Here is a 16,295-nt window from a genome sequence, read left to right as displayed (position 1 = left end):
CGACGTGGGAAGTATAAGAGCCGCAGGCGCAAAGGCCAGCTTTGCTACAATCGCGCAACAATTTGATCCCTGAGGTGCGTATGAGCGAGCCGATTCGCCTGACCCAGTACAGCCATGGTGCCGGCTGCGGATGCAAGATTTCCCCCAAGGTGCTGGATGTGATCCTGGCCGAGAGCGGCGCCCAGGCCCTGGACCCGAAACTCTGGGTCGGCAATGCCTCGCGCGACGACGCTGCGGTCTACGCCCTGGATGACGAGCGCGGCGTGGTGTCCACCACCGATTTCTTCATGCCCATCGTCGACGACCCGTATGACTTCGGCCGCATCGCCGCGACCAACGCCATCAGCGACATCTATGCCATGGGCGGCGACCCGCTGATGGCCATCGCCATCCTCGGCTGGCCGGTCAACGTGCTGCCGCCCGAGGTGGCCCGCGAAGTCATCCGCGGTGGCCGCGCCGTCTGCGCCGAGGCCGGCATCCCCCTGGCCGGCGGCCATTCCATCGACGCCCCCGAGCCGATCTTCGGCCTGGCCGTGACCGGCGTGGTCAGCAAACGCCACCTCAAGCGCAACGACACCGCCACCGCCGGTTGCCGCCTGTACCTGACCAAGCCCCTGGGCATCGGCATCCTCACCACCGCCGAGAAAAAGGCCAAGCTGCGCGAGCAGGACCAGGGCCTGGCCCGCGACTGGATGTGCACGCTCAATACCCCGGGCAGCCGCTTTGGCAAGCTCGATGGGGTCAAGGCGATGACCGACGTGACCGGCTTCGGCCTGCTCGGCCACCTGGTCGAACTGGCCGAAGGCAGCGGCCTGACCGCGCTGCTGGACTACGCCGCGGTGCCGCGCCTGCCAAGCGTCGAGCATTACCTGGCCGAGGGCTGCATCCCAGGTGGCACACTGCGCAACTTCGAAAGCTACGGCCACAAGATCGGCCAGTTGAGCGACGAGCAGAAGCACCTGCTGTGCGACCCGCAGACCAGCGGTGGCCTGCTGGTTGCCGTGAGCCCTGAAGGTGAAGCCGAGTTTCTCGCCCTGGCGGGCGAACTGGGCCTGCAACTGGCACCGATCGGCAAGCTGGTGGAGCGACAGAGCCACGCGGTCGAGGTGAGCTGATGCGCCCCGACTGCACCGACTTTCGCCAGCTGTTCCTCGATGACGCGCCGCTGATGGACATGCGCGCGCCCATCGAGTTCGTCAAAGGCGCCTTCCCCGGCGCCGTCAACCTGCCGCTGATGACCGACCAGGAGCGGCACAAGGTCGGTACCTGCTACAAGCAGCAAGGCCAGGCCGCCGCCATCACCCTCGGCCACCAGCTGGTCAGCGGCGCCACCAAGCACGAGCGCCTGCATGCCTGGGCCAGTTTCGCCAAGGCGCACCCCAACGGCTACCTGTACTGCGCGCGCGGCGGCCTGCGCTCGCTGATCGTCCAGCAATGGCTGCGCGATGAGGCCGGCATCGCCTACCCGCGCATCAAGGGCGGCTACAAGGCGCTGCGCACCTTCCTGCTGGAGACCACGCAGCAGGCGGTCGAGCAGTGCGATTTCGTGCTGGTGGGCGGCCTGACCGGCACCGGCAAGACCGATGTGCTGCACCAGCTGAACAACGTCATCGACCTCGAAGGCCATGCCAACCACCGCGGCTCCAGCTTCGGCAAGCGCGCCACCGCGCAGCCGGCGCAGATCGACTTCGAGAACAAGCTGGCGATCGACGTGCTGAAAAAGCGCGCCCGCGGCATCGAACAGTTCGTGCTCGAGGATGAAGGGCGCATCGTCGGCAGCTGCGCGGTGCCTCTGGGGCTGTACCAGGGCATGCAGCGCTACCCGCTGGTGTGGCTGGAAGACAGCTTCGAAAACCGTGTGGAACGCATCCTGCGCGACTACGTGACCAACCTGTGCGCCGAGTTCATCGCCGTGCATGGCGAGCAGGATGGCCGCCGGCTGTATGCCGAGCGCCTGTTGCAAAGCATGGCCAATATCCACAAGCGGCTGGGTGGCGAGCGCTTCCAGCGCTTGCACGAACTGCTGCGCCAGGCCCTGGAAGAACAGGCGCGCAGCGGTGCGGTGGACTTGCACAGGGGCTGGATCGAGGGGTTGCTGAAGGAATACTACGACCCGATGTATGCCTACCAGCGCGATGCCAAGGCTGAGCGGATCGAGTTTGCCGGCGATGCGCTGGAAGTGCGCGAGTACCTCAAGGCGCGTAATCGCTGAGGGCCGCTGTGCGGCCCTAATCGCCGGCAAGCCGGCTCCCACAGGGATAGCGCACAGCTCAAGGCCTGCACTGTACCTGTGGGAGCCGGCTTGCCGGCGATAGGGCCAACCCGCAAAGCATCACTGCCCGGGGCTGAGCACCCGCTCCAGCTCCGCCGCCCGCTCCCGGGTCATGTCCAGCACGCACATGCCACCTTCCAGCTGAGCCAGGGTGCCGCCACTGGCCTGCACATGGAACCTGCAGTTGGCATCCCGATAGCCGACCCATTGGCGCTGCACCTCACGCAGGCTCTTCTGCCGCGTGCTATCCAGCCTGCCCATCAACTGCTTGTAGACGCGGTTCAGCCGCCCATCCTGCAGCTGGGTCTCGGCCTGGATGCACCCGCTCATGGCAACCGTGCTGGACGCCTTGTCCATGCACTGGACATAGGCCGGCGAGTTGTCATCAGCCAGCGCCAGTGACGTGCACGTGGCCAGGGCCAGCCCCATCAGATACTGCTTGTTCATGACCATTCTCCCTAGAACGCTTGCAACTGCTGCGGCGGCATCAGCACCTTGCCCGGCTCGAAGCGCAGCGACGGCATCTGCGTGGCGGCATACAGAGTGACCGCCAGCGCGGCGATCAACGCCACATCCAGCCAGTGCCACCCCGGCATCTCGGCGCGGCTGCGCGCCTTCCAGCAATGCCAGGCCTGCCCTGCGCAGAACACCGCCATGGACGCCAGCCACAGGTAGAAGCCTGCACCAAAGCCGGTGCGCTCCTGGAACGCATAGCTGATGTTATCCGGCAGCCGCTCGATGCCAAAGCTGCTGGCCGCCAGGTACAACGCCGCCAGCCCGGCCACCAGCGCCAGGCGCCGAAAACGCCGATGGGCAAGGATGGCCAGGGCCAGCAGCGGGTTGGCGAACCATTGGAACAGCCCGAACGGCACGCCCCATGGCCCGTACAGCAGCATCTGCAAGGCCGGCATGTGCCCGCCGGCACTCATCAGCGCGCCGTCGAAGCACAGGGCAAGCAGATACAGGGCGAGGGTGCAGGCCAGGTAGTACGCCGTCATGCCACAGGCGGCTCGAGCAGCAAGCCATAGAGGCCCGAATCGGACAATTCGCCGGCCACGCACCAGCGCGCGCGCAGGGTGCCTTCAAGCACGAAGCCCTGGCGTTCGAGGGTGCGCGCCGAACCCTGGTTGCGTGGGTCGATCTCGCCTTCCAGGCGCCGCATGTGCAAGGTGTGGGCGAGGTAGTCGATGAAGCAGGTCAGCGCTTCGTCCATGTAGCCCCGGCCCTGCACCGCACTGGCCAGGCAATAGCCGATCTCGCCGCGGCGCGAGACGTCGTCGATGTTGAACAGCTGGACCATGCCGATCAGCTCGCCATTGTCACGGCGGTACATGCCCAGCTTGAGCTGGTCGCCGTTGGCGTAGGCCTCACGGTCGGCGGCCAGGGCGCTTTCGGCCTCGGCCAGGTTGTGCCAGGGCGCGTGGTGCCAATAGCGCATGACCTCGGGGTCGGCCATGATCGCCAGCCATTGCGCGGCGTCGGCATGGCGCATGGGCCGAAGCTGCAGCCGCGGGCTGTCGAGGCAGAGGTCGCTGGGGAAACTGCGGGGTGGGGTCACGCCGGATCTCCTGTCCATTGCTGGGAAGCGGACAGTCTACCGTCATGTGCCCCCTTCGAGCAGCCCGATCAGGCCACCTCGGCCCCGTCATCCGGCCAATGCGGCTCGTTGGCCCCCGGCGGGGTCAAAGGTGGCAGGCCATAGGCCGCCCGCGCATCGTCGCAGCTGGGGTTGTGCACCCCACCCTCCCACGACGCCTCGAACTCCCGGCATGGGCTGGAACGGTTGGCGTAGATGGTGCACGCCACCTCTTTGCCGATCTCGCCCTGCAGGCTCACGCAGCGGCAGGGTTTGGCGTCGGTGCCGATCATCGCCACCCGGGTCGGGTTGATCTGCACCACCAGGTCGTCAGGCACGAGGCCGCCGGCAGACTGGCATTCGCCCCAGAAGAAGGACACACGGAAATACCCGCAGCAGGCGCCGCAGTCAAGGCAAGGGTTGTATTCGGACATGATGGCACGGGGGGGGAAGGTTGTTGTTATCGGGGCGATGCCCGCGGCGCCATTTGTAATCGAAGCCAGGTCGGCTGAGAAGAGGGGCGAAGAAAAATAGTTCGCCGTCGATCCGACAGCATCAGGGGCCGCTGCGCGACCCCTGACTTGGCGTTACTTGCGAACCAGGCCGTCAGCCCGGAACATCTGCCGGATGCCGCGAATCGCCTGGCGAATACGGTCCTGGTTTTCGATCAGGGCGAAGCGTACATGGTCGTCGCCATAGTCGCCAAAACCGATACCCGGCGACACGCAGACCTTGGCCTCGGCCAACAGCTTCTTGGCAAACTCCAGCGAGCCCAGGTGGGCATACTGCTCCGGGATCTTGGCCCACACGTACATCGACGCCTTGGGGTTTTCCACCATCCAGCCCAGCTCGTGCAGCCCCTTGACCAGCAGGTTGCGGCGCTGGCGGTACTGCTCGGCGATGTCGCGCACGCATTGCTGGTCGCCTTCGAGCGCCGCGATGGCCGCCACCTGCAGCGGGGTGAAGGTGCCGTAGTCGTGGTAGCTCTTGATCCGCGCCAGGGCGCTGACCAGCTCGGGGTTGCCGACCATGAAGCCGATCCGCCAGCCGGCCATGTTGTAGCTCTTGGACAGGGTGAAGAACTCCACCGCGATGTCCTTGGCGCCGGGCACCTGCATGATCGAGGGGGCTTTCCAGCCGTCGTAGACGATGTCGGCGTAGGCCAGGTCATGCACCACCAGCACATCGTACTGCTTGGCCAGGGCCACCACGCGCTCGAAGAAATCCAGCTCGACGCACTGGGCGGTCGGGTTGGACGGGAAACCGAGGATCATCATCTTCGGCTTGGGGATCGACTCGCGGATCGCCCGCTCCAGTTCGTTGAAGAAGTCGACGCCAGGCACCAGCGGCACGGAGCGCACCTGGGCACCGGCAATCACTGCGCCGTAGATGTGGATCGGGTAGCTGGGGTTGGGCACCAGCACGGTGTCGCCTTGGTCGAGGGTGGCGAGCATCAGGTGCGCCAGGCCTTCCTTGGAGCCAATGGTGACGATGGCTTCGCTTTCCGGGTCGATGTCGACCTCGTAGCGCTCCTTGTACCAGTTGGAAATGGCCCGGCGCAGGCGCGGGATGCCGCGCGAGGTGGAATAGCCATGGGTGTCTTCACGCTGGGCGACCTGCACCAGCTTCTCGACGATGTGCGGGGGCGTGGCGCCGTCGGGGTTGCCCATGCTCAGGTCGATGATGTCCTCGCCACGGCGGCGGGCAGCCATCTTGAGCTCGGCAGTGATGTTGAAGACGTAGGGCGGGAGACGATCGATGCGCGCGAAGCGGCGCGGTGAACCTGGGTTTGCCATGGTTTTCTCTACTGACGTAAGCGCCCGGAACCGTCCGAGCGACGCTGGCCGCTGCGGCGGCCGAATCAGAAGATAATGCCGCCGCAGTTTATATGCAAAGGAAATTTTCCTGTTTACTTATACCTTTTCAGACCATTGAGTCGAATCTTCAGGATTTTCGGTAAACAGCCTCAACGCAGCGCTTTGTACGTGTTTACGTCCCACCGCTGCAAACCCAAGCCCTCGCACGGGTCCATGTGACCTCCAGCCACCTGGCTGAACGCCTTGCTCTCGAGGCCATGATGGACCTTGCGCTCGCTGCCTTGCCCTTCGCTCAAATAGGTGTAGGACTTGCTGCGCATGCCCAGGTACAGCGCCTCGTCAGCGCGCAGCGCCTGGTGGTGAGCCATCAGCTGCTTGTCATCGAGCTGCAGGCGCTTGTCGAGGCTGACGCCCCACCGCGTCAGGCAAACCTCGGCCAGATGCCGCACGATCAGCCCAGGCGCCTTGCAGGCCTCACCGCAGCCCTCCCCCGTCGGCGAGGCATTGCCCACCAGCGTGGCGTGGCGCCCTGGTATCGGGTAGATGCTCATGTGCGTGCCCGCCGCCACCTCCGGCACCACGCAGGCAAAACCTCGGGAGCGCTCATCGCGGGCATAGAAAGCGACATACTCCTTGACGTTGCCCGCCAGCGCGACGCGCTCCTTCTGCACGTTCAGCACCCCCGGCACCGGGTCGATGGCCAGGATGTTCACCGGGATGTGCCGCAGGGCTTGGTCCTGCGCCATGGCATTGGCCAGCATGTGGCAGCTGATGCCACCGCGGCTCCAGCCGATCAGGTTGACCTGCTCCGGCAGCAGCGGGTTGCGAAACTGCTTGATGATCTGCTCCTGCAACGCCTGCGGGGTGACCTCGCGCGCACCATAGTCGTAGCGCTCGCGAAACCAGTTGCCGGTGCCCTTGGCATCGGCAATCGGCACCCCGGCGTCCTTGAGCCGCTGGTATTCGGCCTGGGTGCGCCGGCCTCGCTGCCACAGGCTCTGGCCCTTGATGACCTGTAACGCATGCTGAACGTTCTCCTGCCAGCCGCTGCCCAGCAACGCGCCCATCGCCGCGCCATGGTCGTTGTCGTCGACGAACAGGTTGTCATCCTGAAGATTGCCGCTGCCGGGGCCATCCACCACGATCTTGTGGGCCAGCTCCCGGCCCTGGTCGTTGAAGGCCAGCACCGAAACCAGCTCGCCATTCCAGTAGTCACGGTTGCTGACATCGCCGGCGGTGGCGCCGGTGCCACAGAAGTACACGTTGAACACACTCATGCCTGCAGTCCTCGAAGGGTTGGGTTGCGCAGGCTAGCGCCAGGGCCGGCAGCCGGTTCAGCGGGAAGCACGAACCGCAGGCATAAAAAAACCCCGGCACATGGGCCGGGGTTTTTCCTGTAACAGGCGGCTGTATCAGCGCGCGTACGTCATCAGCACGTCCGCGGCAGTCTGGCTGTCCACCGACATCATCACGCTCAGGGCAGTGACGGTGAGGATGGAGAAACCGAACACCTTGCGCGCCCACTTGCTGTCGTCCTCGGCCTTGTAGCCGCCCCAGGCCATGTACAGCCAGTACAGGCCCATGGCAGCTGCCACGGCCAGGTAGCCGAGGCCGGCGTAACCGCCGAGGGTGAGCATCAGGGTGGCGAGCACGAAGGCCAGCACGTACAGCACGATCTGCTTCTTCGCCGCGAGGATGCCGCGCGCCACCGGCAGGACCGGAATGTTGGCAGCGCTGTAATCCTTGAAGCGGAAGATCGCGATGGCGAAGCTGTGCGGCATCTGCCACAGGCTGAACATCACCAGCAGGGTCACTGCAGCCAGGTCGAAGCTGTTGCTCACGGCGCAGTAGCCGATCACCGGAGGCATGGCACCGGACAGGCTGCCGACCAAGGTGCCGTGCACCGATTTGCGCTTCAGCCAGAGGCTGTAGAAACCGACGTAGACGATGAAGCCTACCGCTGCGCAGAACGCCGACAGCGGGTTGGCCTGGACATACAGCAGGCTGAAGCCTGCCACCCCGAGAAGGGTGGCGTAGACCAGCGCGAGGGGCAGCGACATGCCGCCCTGAACCATGACGCGGTTCTTGGTGCGTTCCATCTTCTGGTCGATGTCACGGTCGATGCAGTTGTTGAACACGCAACCGGACGCAACCACCAGGGACGTACCTACCACCACCGCCAGGAACAGGGCGAAGTCCACATGGCCCTTCGCGGCAAGGAAGAAACCGCCTGCCACGGAAAGCACGTTACCGAAAATGATCCCCGGTTTGGTGATTTGGATAAAGTGCTTAACGGACATGCAGTCTTACCTCACTTGGCCAGCATTTCGTAGTGGATGCTGAACATGATCCACAGCGACAGGCCGACCAGCAGTGCAATTACCAAAGTGGTGAACAGGAACGTCGACACGTTGGAACGCTGCTCTTTCGAGCGGTCCATGTGCAGGAAGTACACGAGGTGCACTACCACCTGGATGACGGCCATGGCCACCACGACCAGGACGGTCAGGTTCTTCGGCAGGCTTGGGAACATCACCAGGCCGAACGGGATCGCAGTCAGGATGATCGACAGTACGAAGCCGACCATGTAGGACTTGACGCTGCCGTGGTTACCTTCGTGATGAGTGTCGTGTGCGTTAGCCATTACAGAACCCCCAGCAGGTAGACGACGGTGAATACGCAGATCCAGACCACGTCCAGGAAGTGCCAGAACAGGCTCAGGCAGCTCATGCGGGTCTTGGCGGTCGGCGTGATGCCGTGCTTGTTGATCTGGTACATCATGATCGCCATCCAGATCAGGCCGGCGGTCACGTGCAGGCCGTGGGTACCTACCAGGGCGAAGAAGCCCGACAGGAAGCCGCTGCGCTGCGGGCCGAAGCCTTCGACGATCAGGTGATGGAATTCATAGATTTCCATCGCGATGAAGCCAGCACCGAACAGGAAGGTCACAGCCAACCAGCCCAGTACGCCTGCCTTGTTGCCGGCGAACATCTTCAGCATGGCGAAGCCGAAGGTGATCGAGGACAGCAGCAGGAACGCGGTTTCAACCAGCACGAAGTCGAGCTGGAAGATGTCGTGACCCGACGGGCCGCCGGCAAAACTGCCGGACAGCACCGCGTAGGTGGCGAAGAGCGACGCAAACAGGATGCAGTCGGTCATCAGGTACAGCCAGAAACCGAGTACGGTCATCTGGCCCGAGTCGTGGTGGTGGTCGTCATGCCCATGGTCGTGACCATGAGCAGCACCGTGCATTACTTGACTGGACATTGATTACACCCGCTCAAACGATTCGACACGTGCGCCGGCAGGCAGAGCACCTGCTTTGGCCAGCGCTTTCATGCGCTCGCCTTCGATGCGCGCCACTTCTTCGGCCGGAACCATGTAGCCCTGGTCGTCACGCGCAGCGTGGCGAACGAAGACCGCGATGGTTGCCAGCAGGCTTGCGCCGACCAGCCACCAGATGTGCCAGATGAAGGCAAAGCCGAAGACGGTCAGGAACATACCCATGAACAAACCGGTAGAGGTGTTGCTCGGCATGTGGATCGCGTCGAACTTCTTCGCTGGCTTGTAGGCGTTGCCCGATTCCTTGGTTTCGTGCCATGCGTCCAGGCCAACCTGCTCAGGCATGTGAGCGAAGTTGTAGAACGGAGGTGGCGAGGAAGTCGACCATTCCAGGGTACGGCCGCCCCATGGGTCGCCGGTCACGTCCAGGTTCTGGTTGCGGTCGCGGACCGAAACGTAGAGCTGGATCAGCTGGCAAGCGATACCGAACAGGATCAGCACGGCGCCGACGACGGCAACGTACAGGTAGGGTTCCCACAGTGGGTTGTCGGAGTGGTTCAGACGACGGGTCATGCCCATGAAGCCCAGGGCGTACAGCGGCATGAACGCAACGTAGAAGCCCGAGATCCAGAACCAGAAGGCAGCTTTGCCCCACTTCTCGTTCAGGGTGAAGCCGAAGGCTTTCGGGAACCAGAAGGCGAAGCCGGCGATGTAGCCGAACACCGCACCACCGATGATCACGTTGTGGAAGTGAGCAATTACGAACAGGCTGTTGTGCAGGACGAAGTCAGCACCTGGAACAGCCAGCAGAACGCCGGTCATGCCACCGATGGAGAAGGTGATCATGAAGCCCAGGGTCCACATCATCGGTGCGGTGAAGCGCACACGGCCCTGGTACATGGTGAACAGCCAGTTGAACAGCTTCACACCGGTCGGAATGGAGATCAGCATCGTCGCCAGGCCGAAGAAGGTGTTGACGCTGGCGCCGGCACCCATGGTGAAGAAGTGGTGCAGCCAGACCGCGAAGCCCAGGATGGCGATCGCGCCCGATGCGTAGATCATCGAGTGGTGGCCGAACAGACGCTTGCCGGAGAAGGTCGAAGTCACTTCCGAGAACACGCCGAAGGCCGGCAGGATCAGGATGTAGACCTCAGGGTGGCCCCACGCCCAGAACAGGTTGACGTACATCATCGGGTTCCCACCAAGCTCGTTGGTGAAGATGTGGAAGTCCAGATAACGGTCAACGGTCAGCAGTGCGAGTGCGGCGGTCAGGATCGGGAAGGAAGCGACGATCAGGACGTTGGCCCAGGTGCAGGTCCAGGTGAAGATCGGCATGTCCATCAGTTTCATGCCAGGTGCGCGCATCTTCATCACGGTGACGAGGAAGTTCACGCCAGTAAGCGTCGTACCCAATCCGGATAGCTGTAGCGCCCAGATGTAGTAGTCGACACCCACCCCAGGGCTGTACTGGATACCCGCGAGCGGCGGATAGGCAACCCAACCGGTCTTGGCGAATTCGCCGACGCCCAGGGAGATGTTGACCAGCAGCACGCCTGCCAGCAGCAGGTAGAAGCTCAGGGAGTTCAGGAACGGGAAGGCAACGTCACGTGCACCGATCTGCAGAGGAACCGCCAGGTTCATCAGGCCGGTGAAGAACGGCATCGCCATGAAGATGATCATGATCACACCGTGAGCGGTGAAGATCTGGTCATAGTGTTCAGGCGGCAGGTAGCCTTCGGAGCCGCCGGTAGCAGCTGCAAGCTGTGTACGCATCATGATGGCGTCGGCAAAGCCGCGCAGCAGCATGATCATCGCGACGATGATGTACATCACCCCGATTTTCTTGTGGTCGACCGTGGTCAGCCACTCGGTCCACAAGTAGGTCCACTTGCGGAAATAGGTGATTAGACCGACGACAGCGATACCACCGAGCGCGATCATGGCAAGCGTCACCATGACTATCGGCTCGTGATAGGGTATCGCCTCCAGGCTTAATTTACCGAACATCTCTTACTCCTCTGCCCCGGCAGCTGGTTGCATACTCGATTCCACACCCTTGGTAGTGGCCAGATCTTTGCTGCCTGCTTCTTCGTGGACCGGCTTGCCGCGGTTCATGCCTTCGTACTTGTCGACGATCGACTGGAACAGCTCTGCTGGTGCCTCGCTGTACAGCGCGACTGGGTTGTATTCGCTAGGTTTGGCCAGTGCTTGGTACTCGGCCTCGCCCAGTTTCAACGGCGACTGCTTGACCTCGGCGACCCACTTGTCGAAGTCTTCCTGGGAAGTTGCAGTAGCCTTGAATTTCATGCCGGTGAAGCCAGCGCCGCTGTAGTTGGCGCTGATACCGTCGAACTCGCCGTTTTCGTTGGCGATCAGGTGCAGCTTGGTGGTCATGCCGGCCATGGCGTAGATCTGGCCGCCCAGGCCCGGGATGAAGAACGAGTTCATCACGGCGTCGGAAGTGACGCGGAAGTTGACCGGGGTGTTAGCCGGGAAGTTGATCTTGTTGACCGTCGCGATGCCCTGCTCCGGGTAGATGAACAGCCACTTCCAGTCCAGTGCGACCACGTCGATCTGGATCGGCTTGACGTCCGAGTCCAGTGGACGGTATGGGTCCAGCTTGTGGGTGGAGTGGTAGGTGACATAACCCAGGGCGATGATGATGATGATCGGGATGATCCACACCGCGGCCTCGATCTTGGTCGAGTGCGACCAGTCGGGGGTGTAGGTGGCCGCCTTGTTGGAAGCACGGTACTTCCAGGCGAACGCCACGGTCATGATGATGACCGGGATCACCACCAGCAGCATCAGGCCGGTAGCGATGAGGATGAGGTTCTTTTGCTCAATGCCGACCTGACCTTTCGGGTCGAGCAGGGTCCAGTTGCACCCACTGAGTAAAAGCATGCCTAAAAAGGGCAATATGCCAAACAGTCTGGGGTAACGCTTTTTACTCATCTCACGACCTCTAGATCAGCTTGCTTCAATGCAATTTGTGTTTTGGTGGCCAACACTTCGTCCTGCCAAGTGAGGCAATTCACGCCCGTACTCGCTCCTGCCTGGGGTCTGACTGCAGGACCTTGGCTCAAGCGGGTTAGCGGTGCTTATGGTTTCGTAGGCAACAGGCCTGTACTTCAGACCAAGTCCATTTGGTGCGGGAAAACGCGGAGGGGTATCCGCCCGGTATCGCCGCTGGGCGAAACTTGACGAAGTCAGCAAAAGAAAGCGCTGGGGCTTCCTTCAATCCTGCGACTCGCAAGCAGTGCCGAACGGAAATTGGGGGCGATTGTAGTGAGGTCGCCAACCCTTGACTATGACTTATTGAGCAACAGTCTTTTACAGAATGCGTAACAATCAAGGGTGGGAAATCAACTTCGCGACAGTTTGTCGCACCCCGCTTGCTAGCCCTCAAAGCCGCATGCCGCAAGGCTTCGTGATTGATCTGGATCAAGCGGGAGGGGACTTTTCCCTCTTCTCTGTGGGTGCAAAAGCCCCCACTGAAATCGGGACTAACGTCTAACGCTGGCGGCGGTTGCGATAGATGCCGAGCGGTACCAGGATGGCCGTCAGCACGAACGCCAGCAGAGCCCATTGCGCCAGGGACAGGCCGAGCAGCGGCGGGTATGGCGTGCTGCAGAAGCCGTCGACCTGGAATGCCAGTGGCCAGAGCTTGGCCAGGGGCAGGTCATCGACGATCGGCTGCAGGGTGTCGATGCCGCAACTGACCATGGGGTTGGCGAGTATATACACATGGTTGCCAGCCGCAACGATTCCGCCAATTGCGCTCAATACCACCAGGCACTCGAAGAAGGTCAGGCTGCGCTTGCCGGGCATCGCCGCGGCGATGAAGGCGAAGATCGCGATGAACAGCAAGGCATAGCGCTGCAGGATACACAGCGGGCATGGTGCTTCGCCCAGCACCACCTGCATGTACAACGCGCCGCCGAGCATGGCCACGCAGATCAGCCCCAGCAGCACCAGAAAGCGCCGTTCCCGATTCAGGCGCGATGTTTGTTCGTTCATTGCCGATTCCTTCGATGGATAGAGGGCAGCGTGCTTTGCCTGCCTGGCGCAAGTCTACACGCAGGCAGAACCTCGTTGCGTGTCGAGGCGGCGGCACGCAGCTGAGCTATCCGGAGCTGGCTTCAGACCGGCTGCGGCGACGTCGGTTCAACGTCGGCCGGTAAAAAAACGGCTGCCCAGGTGCCGCGCAGGAGCAAGCCCCTCGACACCCGGGAGTGAAGGATACAGTGATTAAAGGAGGATTAAAGGTGAAAGATGGCCGTTGCGGTTCATCTTTCCTTATATATAGAAGGCGCAGGTACCGGCCCCATCGCCGGCAAGCCGGCGCCCACTGGCATGACGCCATGCCTCGTGTGGGAGCCGGCTTGCCGGCGATAGGGCCGGTACCGTCACTCCATCATTCCAGAGCAGCCGCCGGCCCGAAGAACTCGTAACGGCTTTGCGCCTCAGGCACCCCAAGCGCCTTCAGTTGCCGCTTGATCGCCGCCATGAACCCCTTCGGCCCCAGGAAGTACGCATCCACGTCACGCTCGCCCGGCAACCACTCGCCCAGCAGCTCCTGGCTCAGCAGGCCCACCGCATGGGCATCACCCGCGCCCTCGTCTTCGGCATAGCAATAAAAGCGCGTGAGCTGAGGATGACGCGCGGCCAACCCATCGATCCAATCGCGGAACGCATGCACCGAACCATTGCGGGCACAGTGAATGAAGTGCACCGGCCGCTCGGTCTGCAGCGCCGCCTCGAGCATGGCAAGGGTCGGCGTGACCCCCACCCCGCCACTGATCAGCACCAGCGGCTTGTCGCTGGCGGCCAGGGTGAAGTCACCGGAAGGCGGGAACAGCTGCAGCGTTTCGCCGACCATCAGCTGGTCATGCAGGTAATTGGAAACCTTGCCACCCACCTCGCGCTTGACGCTGATGCGGTACTGCTGGCCATCGCAGAGCGCCGACAGCGAATAGTTGCGACGCTGCTCGGCACCGTCGATGAACAGCTGCAAGCCGATGTACTGGCCAGGCTCGGCCTTGAGCACCGGTTTACCGTCGACCGGGGCAAAATAGAAGGAAACGATCTCGCTGCTTTCCTGCTCGCGGCGTACCAGGCGGAACTCACGGGTACCGCGCCAGCCACCGGCCGCTTCTTCCTTCTGTTTATAGAGGCCTTCCTCGGCGCCGATGAGGATGTCGGCCAGCTGGCCGTAGGCAGCCCCCCACGCAGCGATGACCTCGGGGGTGGCGATTTCCTTGCCGAGCACTTCTTCGATGGCGCGTAACAGGCAGCTACCGACGATCGGGTAATGCTCCGGCAGAATCTGCAAGGCCACATGCTTGTTGATGATCTGCCCGACCAGGCCGCCCAACTGCTCCAGCTGGTCGATGTGGCGCGCGTACATCAGCACGCCGTTGGCCAGCGCCCGTGGCTGGTCACCGCTGGCCTGGTGGGCCTGGTTGAACAGCGGGCGTACCTCGGGGTACTCGTCGAGCATCTTCTTGTAGAAGTGGGTGGTCAGGGTTTCGCCGCCCGTTTCCAGCAGGGGGACGGTGGCCTTGATGATTGCACGTTGTTCGGCATTGAGCATTTGCACGACTCCTGAACCTGAGGCTTGAAAAGTTGCAGTAAGCAATTCAGCAATCGTGCCAACTTTTTACTCCAGCAAAATCAGGGGCTTGACGCTAACCATGTCAAAACGACCAAGACGGATGTATAGTCATAACGACCAACAGGAGTCTTTATGACCGCAAAGCCCTTGCTCACCGCACTGCTGCCCCTGGTCAGCGACCTTTCCCGCGACCTGCCCGACCAGGAGCGCTACCGGCGCCTGCTGCAGGCCATGCGCGGCCTGCTGCCGTGCGACGCCGCCGCGTTGCTGCGCCTGGACGGCGAATGGCTGGTGCCGCTGGCGGTCGACGGTTTGTCGCCCGACACCCTGGGCCGGCGCTTCAAGGTCAGCGAGCACCCGCGCTTCCAGATTTTGCTCAGCCGCCCGGAGCCCACTCGCTTTGCCAGCGACTCCGAGCTGCCCGACCCCTACGACGGCCTGGTCAACGCCCCCGATGCCGACCTCGAAGTGCACGACTGCATGGGCTGCCCGCTGATGGTCGATGAGCGCCCCTGGGGCCTGGTGACCCTCGACGCCCTCACCCCCGGCCAGTTCCAGAGCATGGAGCTGGATGCCCTGCAGGCCTTCGCCAGCCTGGCCGCTGCCACCGTGACCGTGGCCGAGCGCATCGAACACCTGGCCCTGCGCGCCGAGGACGAACACCACCGCGCCGAGATCTACCGCCAGGCCAGCGGCCAGGACCGCGAGCTGATCGGCCAGAGCAAGGCGCACAAGCAGCTGGTGGAAGAAATCCGCCTGGTCGGCGGCAGCGACCTGACCGTGCTGATCACCGGCGAAACCGGCGTGGGCAAGGAGCTGGTCGCCCAGGCCCTGCACCAGGCCAGCAGCCGCGCCGACAAGCCCCTGGTCAGCCTCAACTGCGCCGCCCTGCCCGACACCCTGGTCGAGAGCGAGCTGTTCGGCCATGTGCGTGGCGCCTTCACCGGCGCCCATGGCGAGCGCCGGGGCAAGTTCGAACTGGCCAACGGCGGCACGCTGTTTCTCGATGAAGTGGGCGAGCTGTCGCTGACCGTGCAGGCCAAGCTGCTGCGCGTGTTGCAGAGCGGGCAGCTGCAGCGCCTTGGCTCGGACCGCGAGCACCGGGTCGACGTGCGCCTGATCGCCGCCACCAACCGCGACCTGGCCGCGGAAGTGCGCAGCGGCAACTACCGCGCCGACTTCTACCACCGCCTGAGCGTGTACCCGCTGCAGGTGCCGCCCTTGCGCGAACGTGGGCGTGACGTGTTGCTATTGGCCGGCTATTTCCTCGAACAGAACCGATCGCGCCTGGGGCTCAACAGCCTGCGCCTGAGCAGCGAAGCCCAGGCCGCGCTGCTGGCCTACGACTGGCCCGGCAACGTGCGCGAGCTGGAACACCTGATCGGCCGTTCGGCGCTCAAGGCCATGGGCCAACACCCGCAGCGCCCGCGCATCCTCACCCTGGAGGCCAGCGACCTCGACCTGCGCGCCGCCCCCGCCTTGACGGCGCCGCCCTCCCCCGCCCTCGCCGCAGCGCCGCCCACCCTGCCCGAAGGCGGCCTGCGCGAAGTCGTCGACGCCTACCAGCGCCAGGTGATCGACGCCTGCCTGCAGCGTCATCAGGACAACTGGGCAGCCGCCGCCCGCGAGCTGGGCCTGGACCGCGCCAACCTCAGCCGCCTGGCCCGGCGCCTGGGCCTTCGCTAGTACTTTCGTACCAAAGGATTAACCCATAAAGCCTCTGGTTGCTTC

General features: G+C 63.3%; 16 protein-coding genes. 3 read left to right on the top strand and 13 right to left on the bottom strand.

Annotation, left to right across the window (positions count from 1 at the left end; genetic code table 11):
• Positions 1-80 precede the first annotated feature (80 nt).
• Together selD and mnmH are read left to right on the top strand one after the other, a co-directional pair.
• A complete protein-coding gene (selD, locus tag ACIPG5_RS11680) occupies positions 81-1,115 on the top strand; it encodes a selenide, water dikinase SelD (protein ID WP_176515305.1) in 1,035 nt (344 codons plus the stop codon).
• Entirely contained in the window at positions 1,115-2,212 is a 1,098-nt protein-coding gene (gene mnmH / locus ACIPG5_RS11675) for a tRNA 2-selenouridine(34) synthase MnmH (RefSeq protein WP_286913776.1), read from the top strand. The genes selD and mnmH overlap by 1 nt, the downstream gene beginning before the upstream one ends.
• A 120-nt stretch (positions 2,213-2,332) precedes the next feature.
• Here the strand turns inward: mnmH and ACIPG5_RS11670 are convergent, their stop codons facing one another.
• The 13 genes from ACIPG5_RS11670 to hmpA all read right to left on the bottom strand — a co-directional run bounded on the left by ACIPG5_RS11670 (position 2,333) and on the right by hmpA (position 14,543).
• Complete coding sequence (locus tag ACIPG5_RS11670; protein WP_176515303.1) at positions 2,333-2,719, bottom strand: lysozyme inhibitor LprI family protein; 387 nt, start codon at positions 2,717-2,719, stop codon at positions 2,333-2,335.
• Positions 2,720-2,730: 11 nt separating this feature from the next.
• On the bottom strand, positions 2,731-3,270 hold the full coding sequence (locus ACIPG5_RS11665; protein WP_176515301.1) for a hypothetical protein: 540 nt from the start codon (positions 3,268-3,270) through the stop codon (positions 2,731-2,733).
• Entirely contained in the window at positions 3,267-3,830 is a 564-nt protein-coding gene (locus tag ACIPG5_RS11660) for a GNAT family N-acetyltransferase (RefSeq protein ID WP_176515299.1), read from the bottom strand. The genes ACIPG5_RS11665 and ACIPG5_RS11660 overlap by 4 nt, the downstream gene beginning before the upstream one ends.
• Before the next feature lie 68 nt (positions 3,831-3,898).
• Positions 3,899-4,282, bottom strand: a complete 384-nt coding sequence (locus ACIPG5_RS11655) for a YkgJ family cysteine cluster protein (RefSeq protein ID WP_016393961.1) — start codon at positions 4,280-4,282, stop codon at positions 3,899-3,901.
• A 153-nt stretch (positions 4,283-4,435) separates the two neighbouring features.
• Positions 4,436-5,644 (bottom strand): alanine transaminase, encoded by a 1,209-nt coding sequence (gene alaC / locus ACIPG5_RS11650; protein WP_176515297.1) that lies wholly within the window; start codon positions 5,642-5,644, stop codon positions 4,436-4,438.
• A 170-nt stretch (positions 5,645-5,814) separates the two neighbouring features.
• Entirely contained in the window at positions 5,815-6,942 is a 1,128-nt protein-coding gene (locus ACIPG5_RS11645) for a hypothetical protein (RefSeq protein WP_401375080.1), read from the bottom strand.
• A 135-nt stretch (positions 6,943-7,077) separates the two neighbouring features.
• Entirely contained in the window at positions 7,078-7,965 is an 888-nt protein-coding gene (gene cyoE, locus ACIPG5_RS11640) for a heme o synthase (protein ID WP_176515294.1), read from the bottom strand.
• 11 nt (positions 7,966-7,976) lie between these two features.
• Complete coding sequence (gene cyoD / locus ACIPG5_RS11635; protein ID WP_176515292.1) at positions 7,977-8,309, bottom strand: cytochrome o ubiquinol oxidase subunit IV; 333 nt, start codon at positions 8,307-8,309, stop codon at positions 7,977-7,979.
• The gene (gene cyoC, locus ACIPG5_RS11630; protein WP_176515290.1) at positions 8,309-8,932 is read right to left on the bottom strand and encodes a cytochrome o ubiquinol oxidase subunit III; all 624 of its coding nucleotides are present in this window, start codon (positions 8,930-8,932) and stop codon (positions 8,309-8,311) included. Before cyoC ends, cyoD begins: the two co-directional genes overlap by 1 nt.
• A gap of 3 nt (positions 8,933-8,935) precedes the next feature.
• The gene (cyoB, locus tag ACIPG5_RS11625) at positions 8,936-10,954 is read right to left on the bottom strand and encodes a cytochrome o ubiquinol oxidase subunit I (RefSeq protein ID WP_176515288.1); all 2,019 of its coding nucleotides are present in this window, start codon (positions 10,952-10,954) and stop codon (positions 8,936-8,938) included.
• Between the two features lie 3 nt (positions 10,955-10,957).
• Positions 10,958-11,902 (bottom strand): ubiquinol oxidase subunit II, encoded by a 945-nt coding sequence (gene cyoA / locus ACIPG5_RS11620; protein WP_176515286.1) that lies wholly within the window; start codon positions 11,900-11,902, stop codon positions 10,958-10,960.
• A 558-nt stretch (positions 11,903-12,460) separates the two neighbouring features.
• A complete protein-coding gene (locus ACIPG5_RS11615; protein WP_176515285.1) occupies positions 12,461-12,967 on the bottom strand; it encodes a disulfide bond formation protein B in 507 nt (168 codons plus the stop codon).
• A gap of 397 nt (positions 12,968-13,364) precedes the next feature.
• A complete protein-coding gene (hmpA, locus tag ACIPG5_RS11610) occupies positions 13,365-14,543 on the bottom strand; it encodes an NO-inducible flavohemoprotein (protein ID WP_401375076.1) in 1,179 nt (392 codons plus the stop codon).
• A 153-nt stretch (positions 14,544-14,696) separates the two neighbouring features.
• Between hmpA and norR the strand changes: the two genes are divergently transcribed.
• A complete protein-coding gene (gene norR, locus ACIPG5_RS11605) occupies positions 14,697-16,250 on the top strand; it encodes a nitric oxide reductase transcriptional regulator NorR (RefSeq protein ID WP_401375073.1) in 1,554 nt (517 codons plus the stop codon).
• Positions 16,251-16,295: the final 45 nt, after the last annotated feature.

Source organism: Pseudomonas sp. NPDC087029, assembly GCF_044745345.1.
Lineage (GTDB): Bacteria > Pseudomonadota > Gammaproteobacteria > Pseudomonadales > Pseudomonadaceae > Aquipseudomonas > Aquipseudomonas faucium.
The sequence above is the reverse complement of the archived record's forward strand: the minus strand, read 5'-3'. Positions and strand labels throughout refer to the sequence as shown.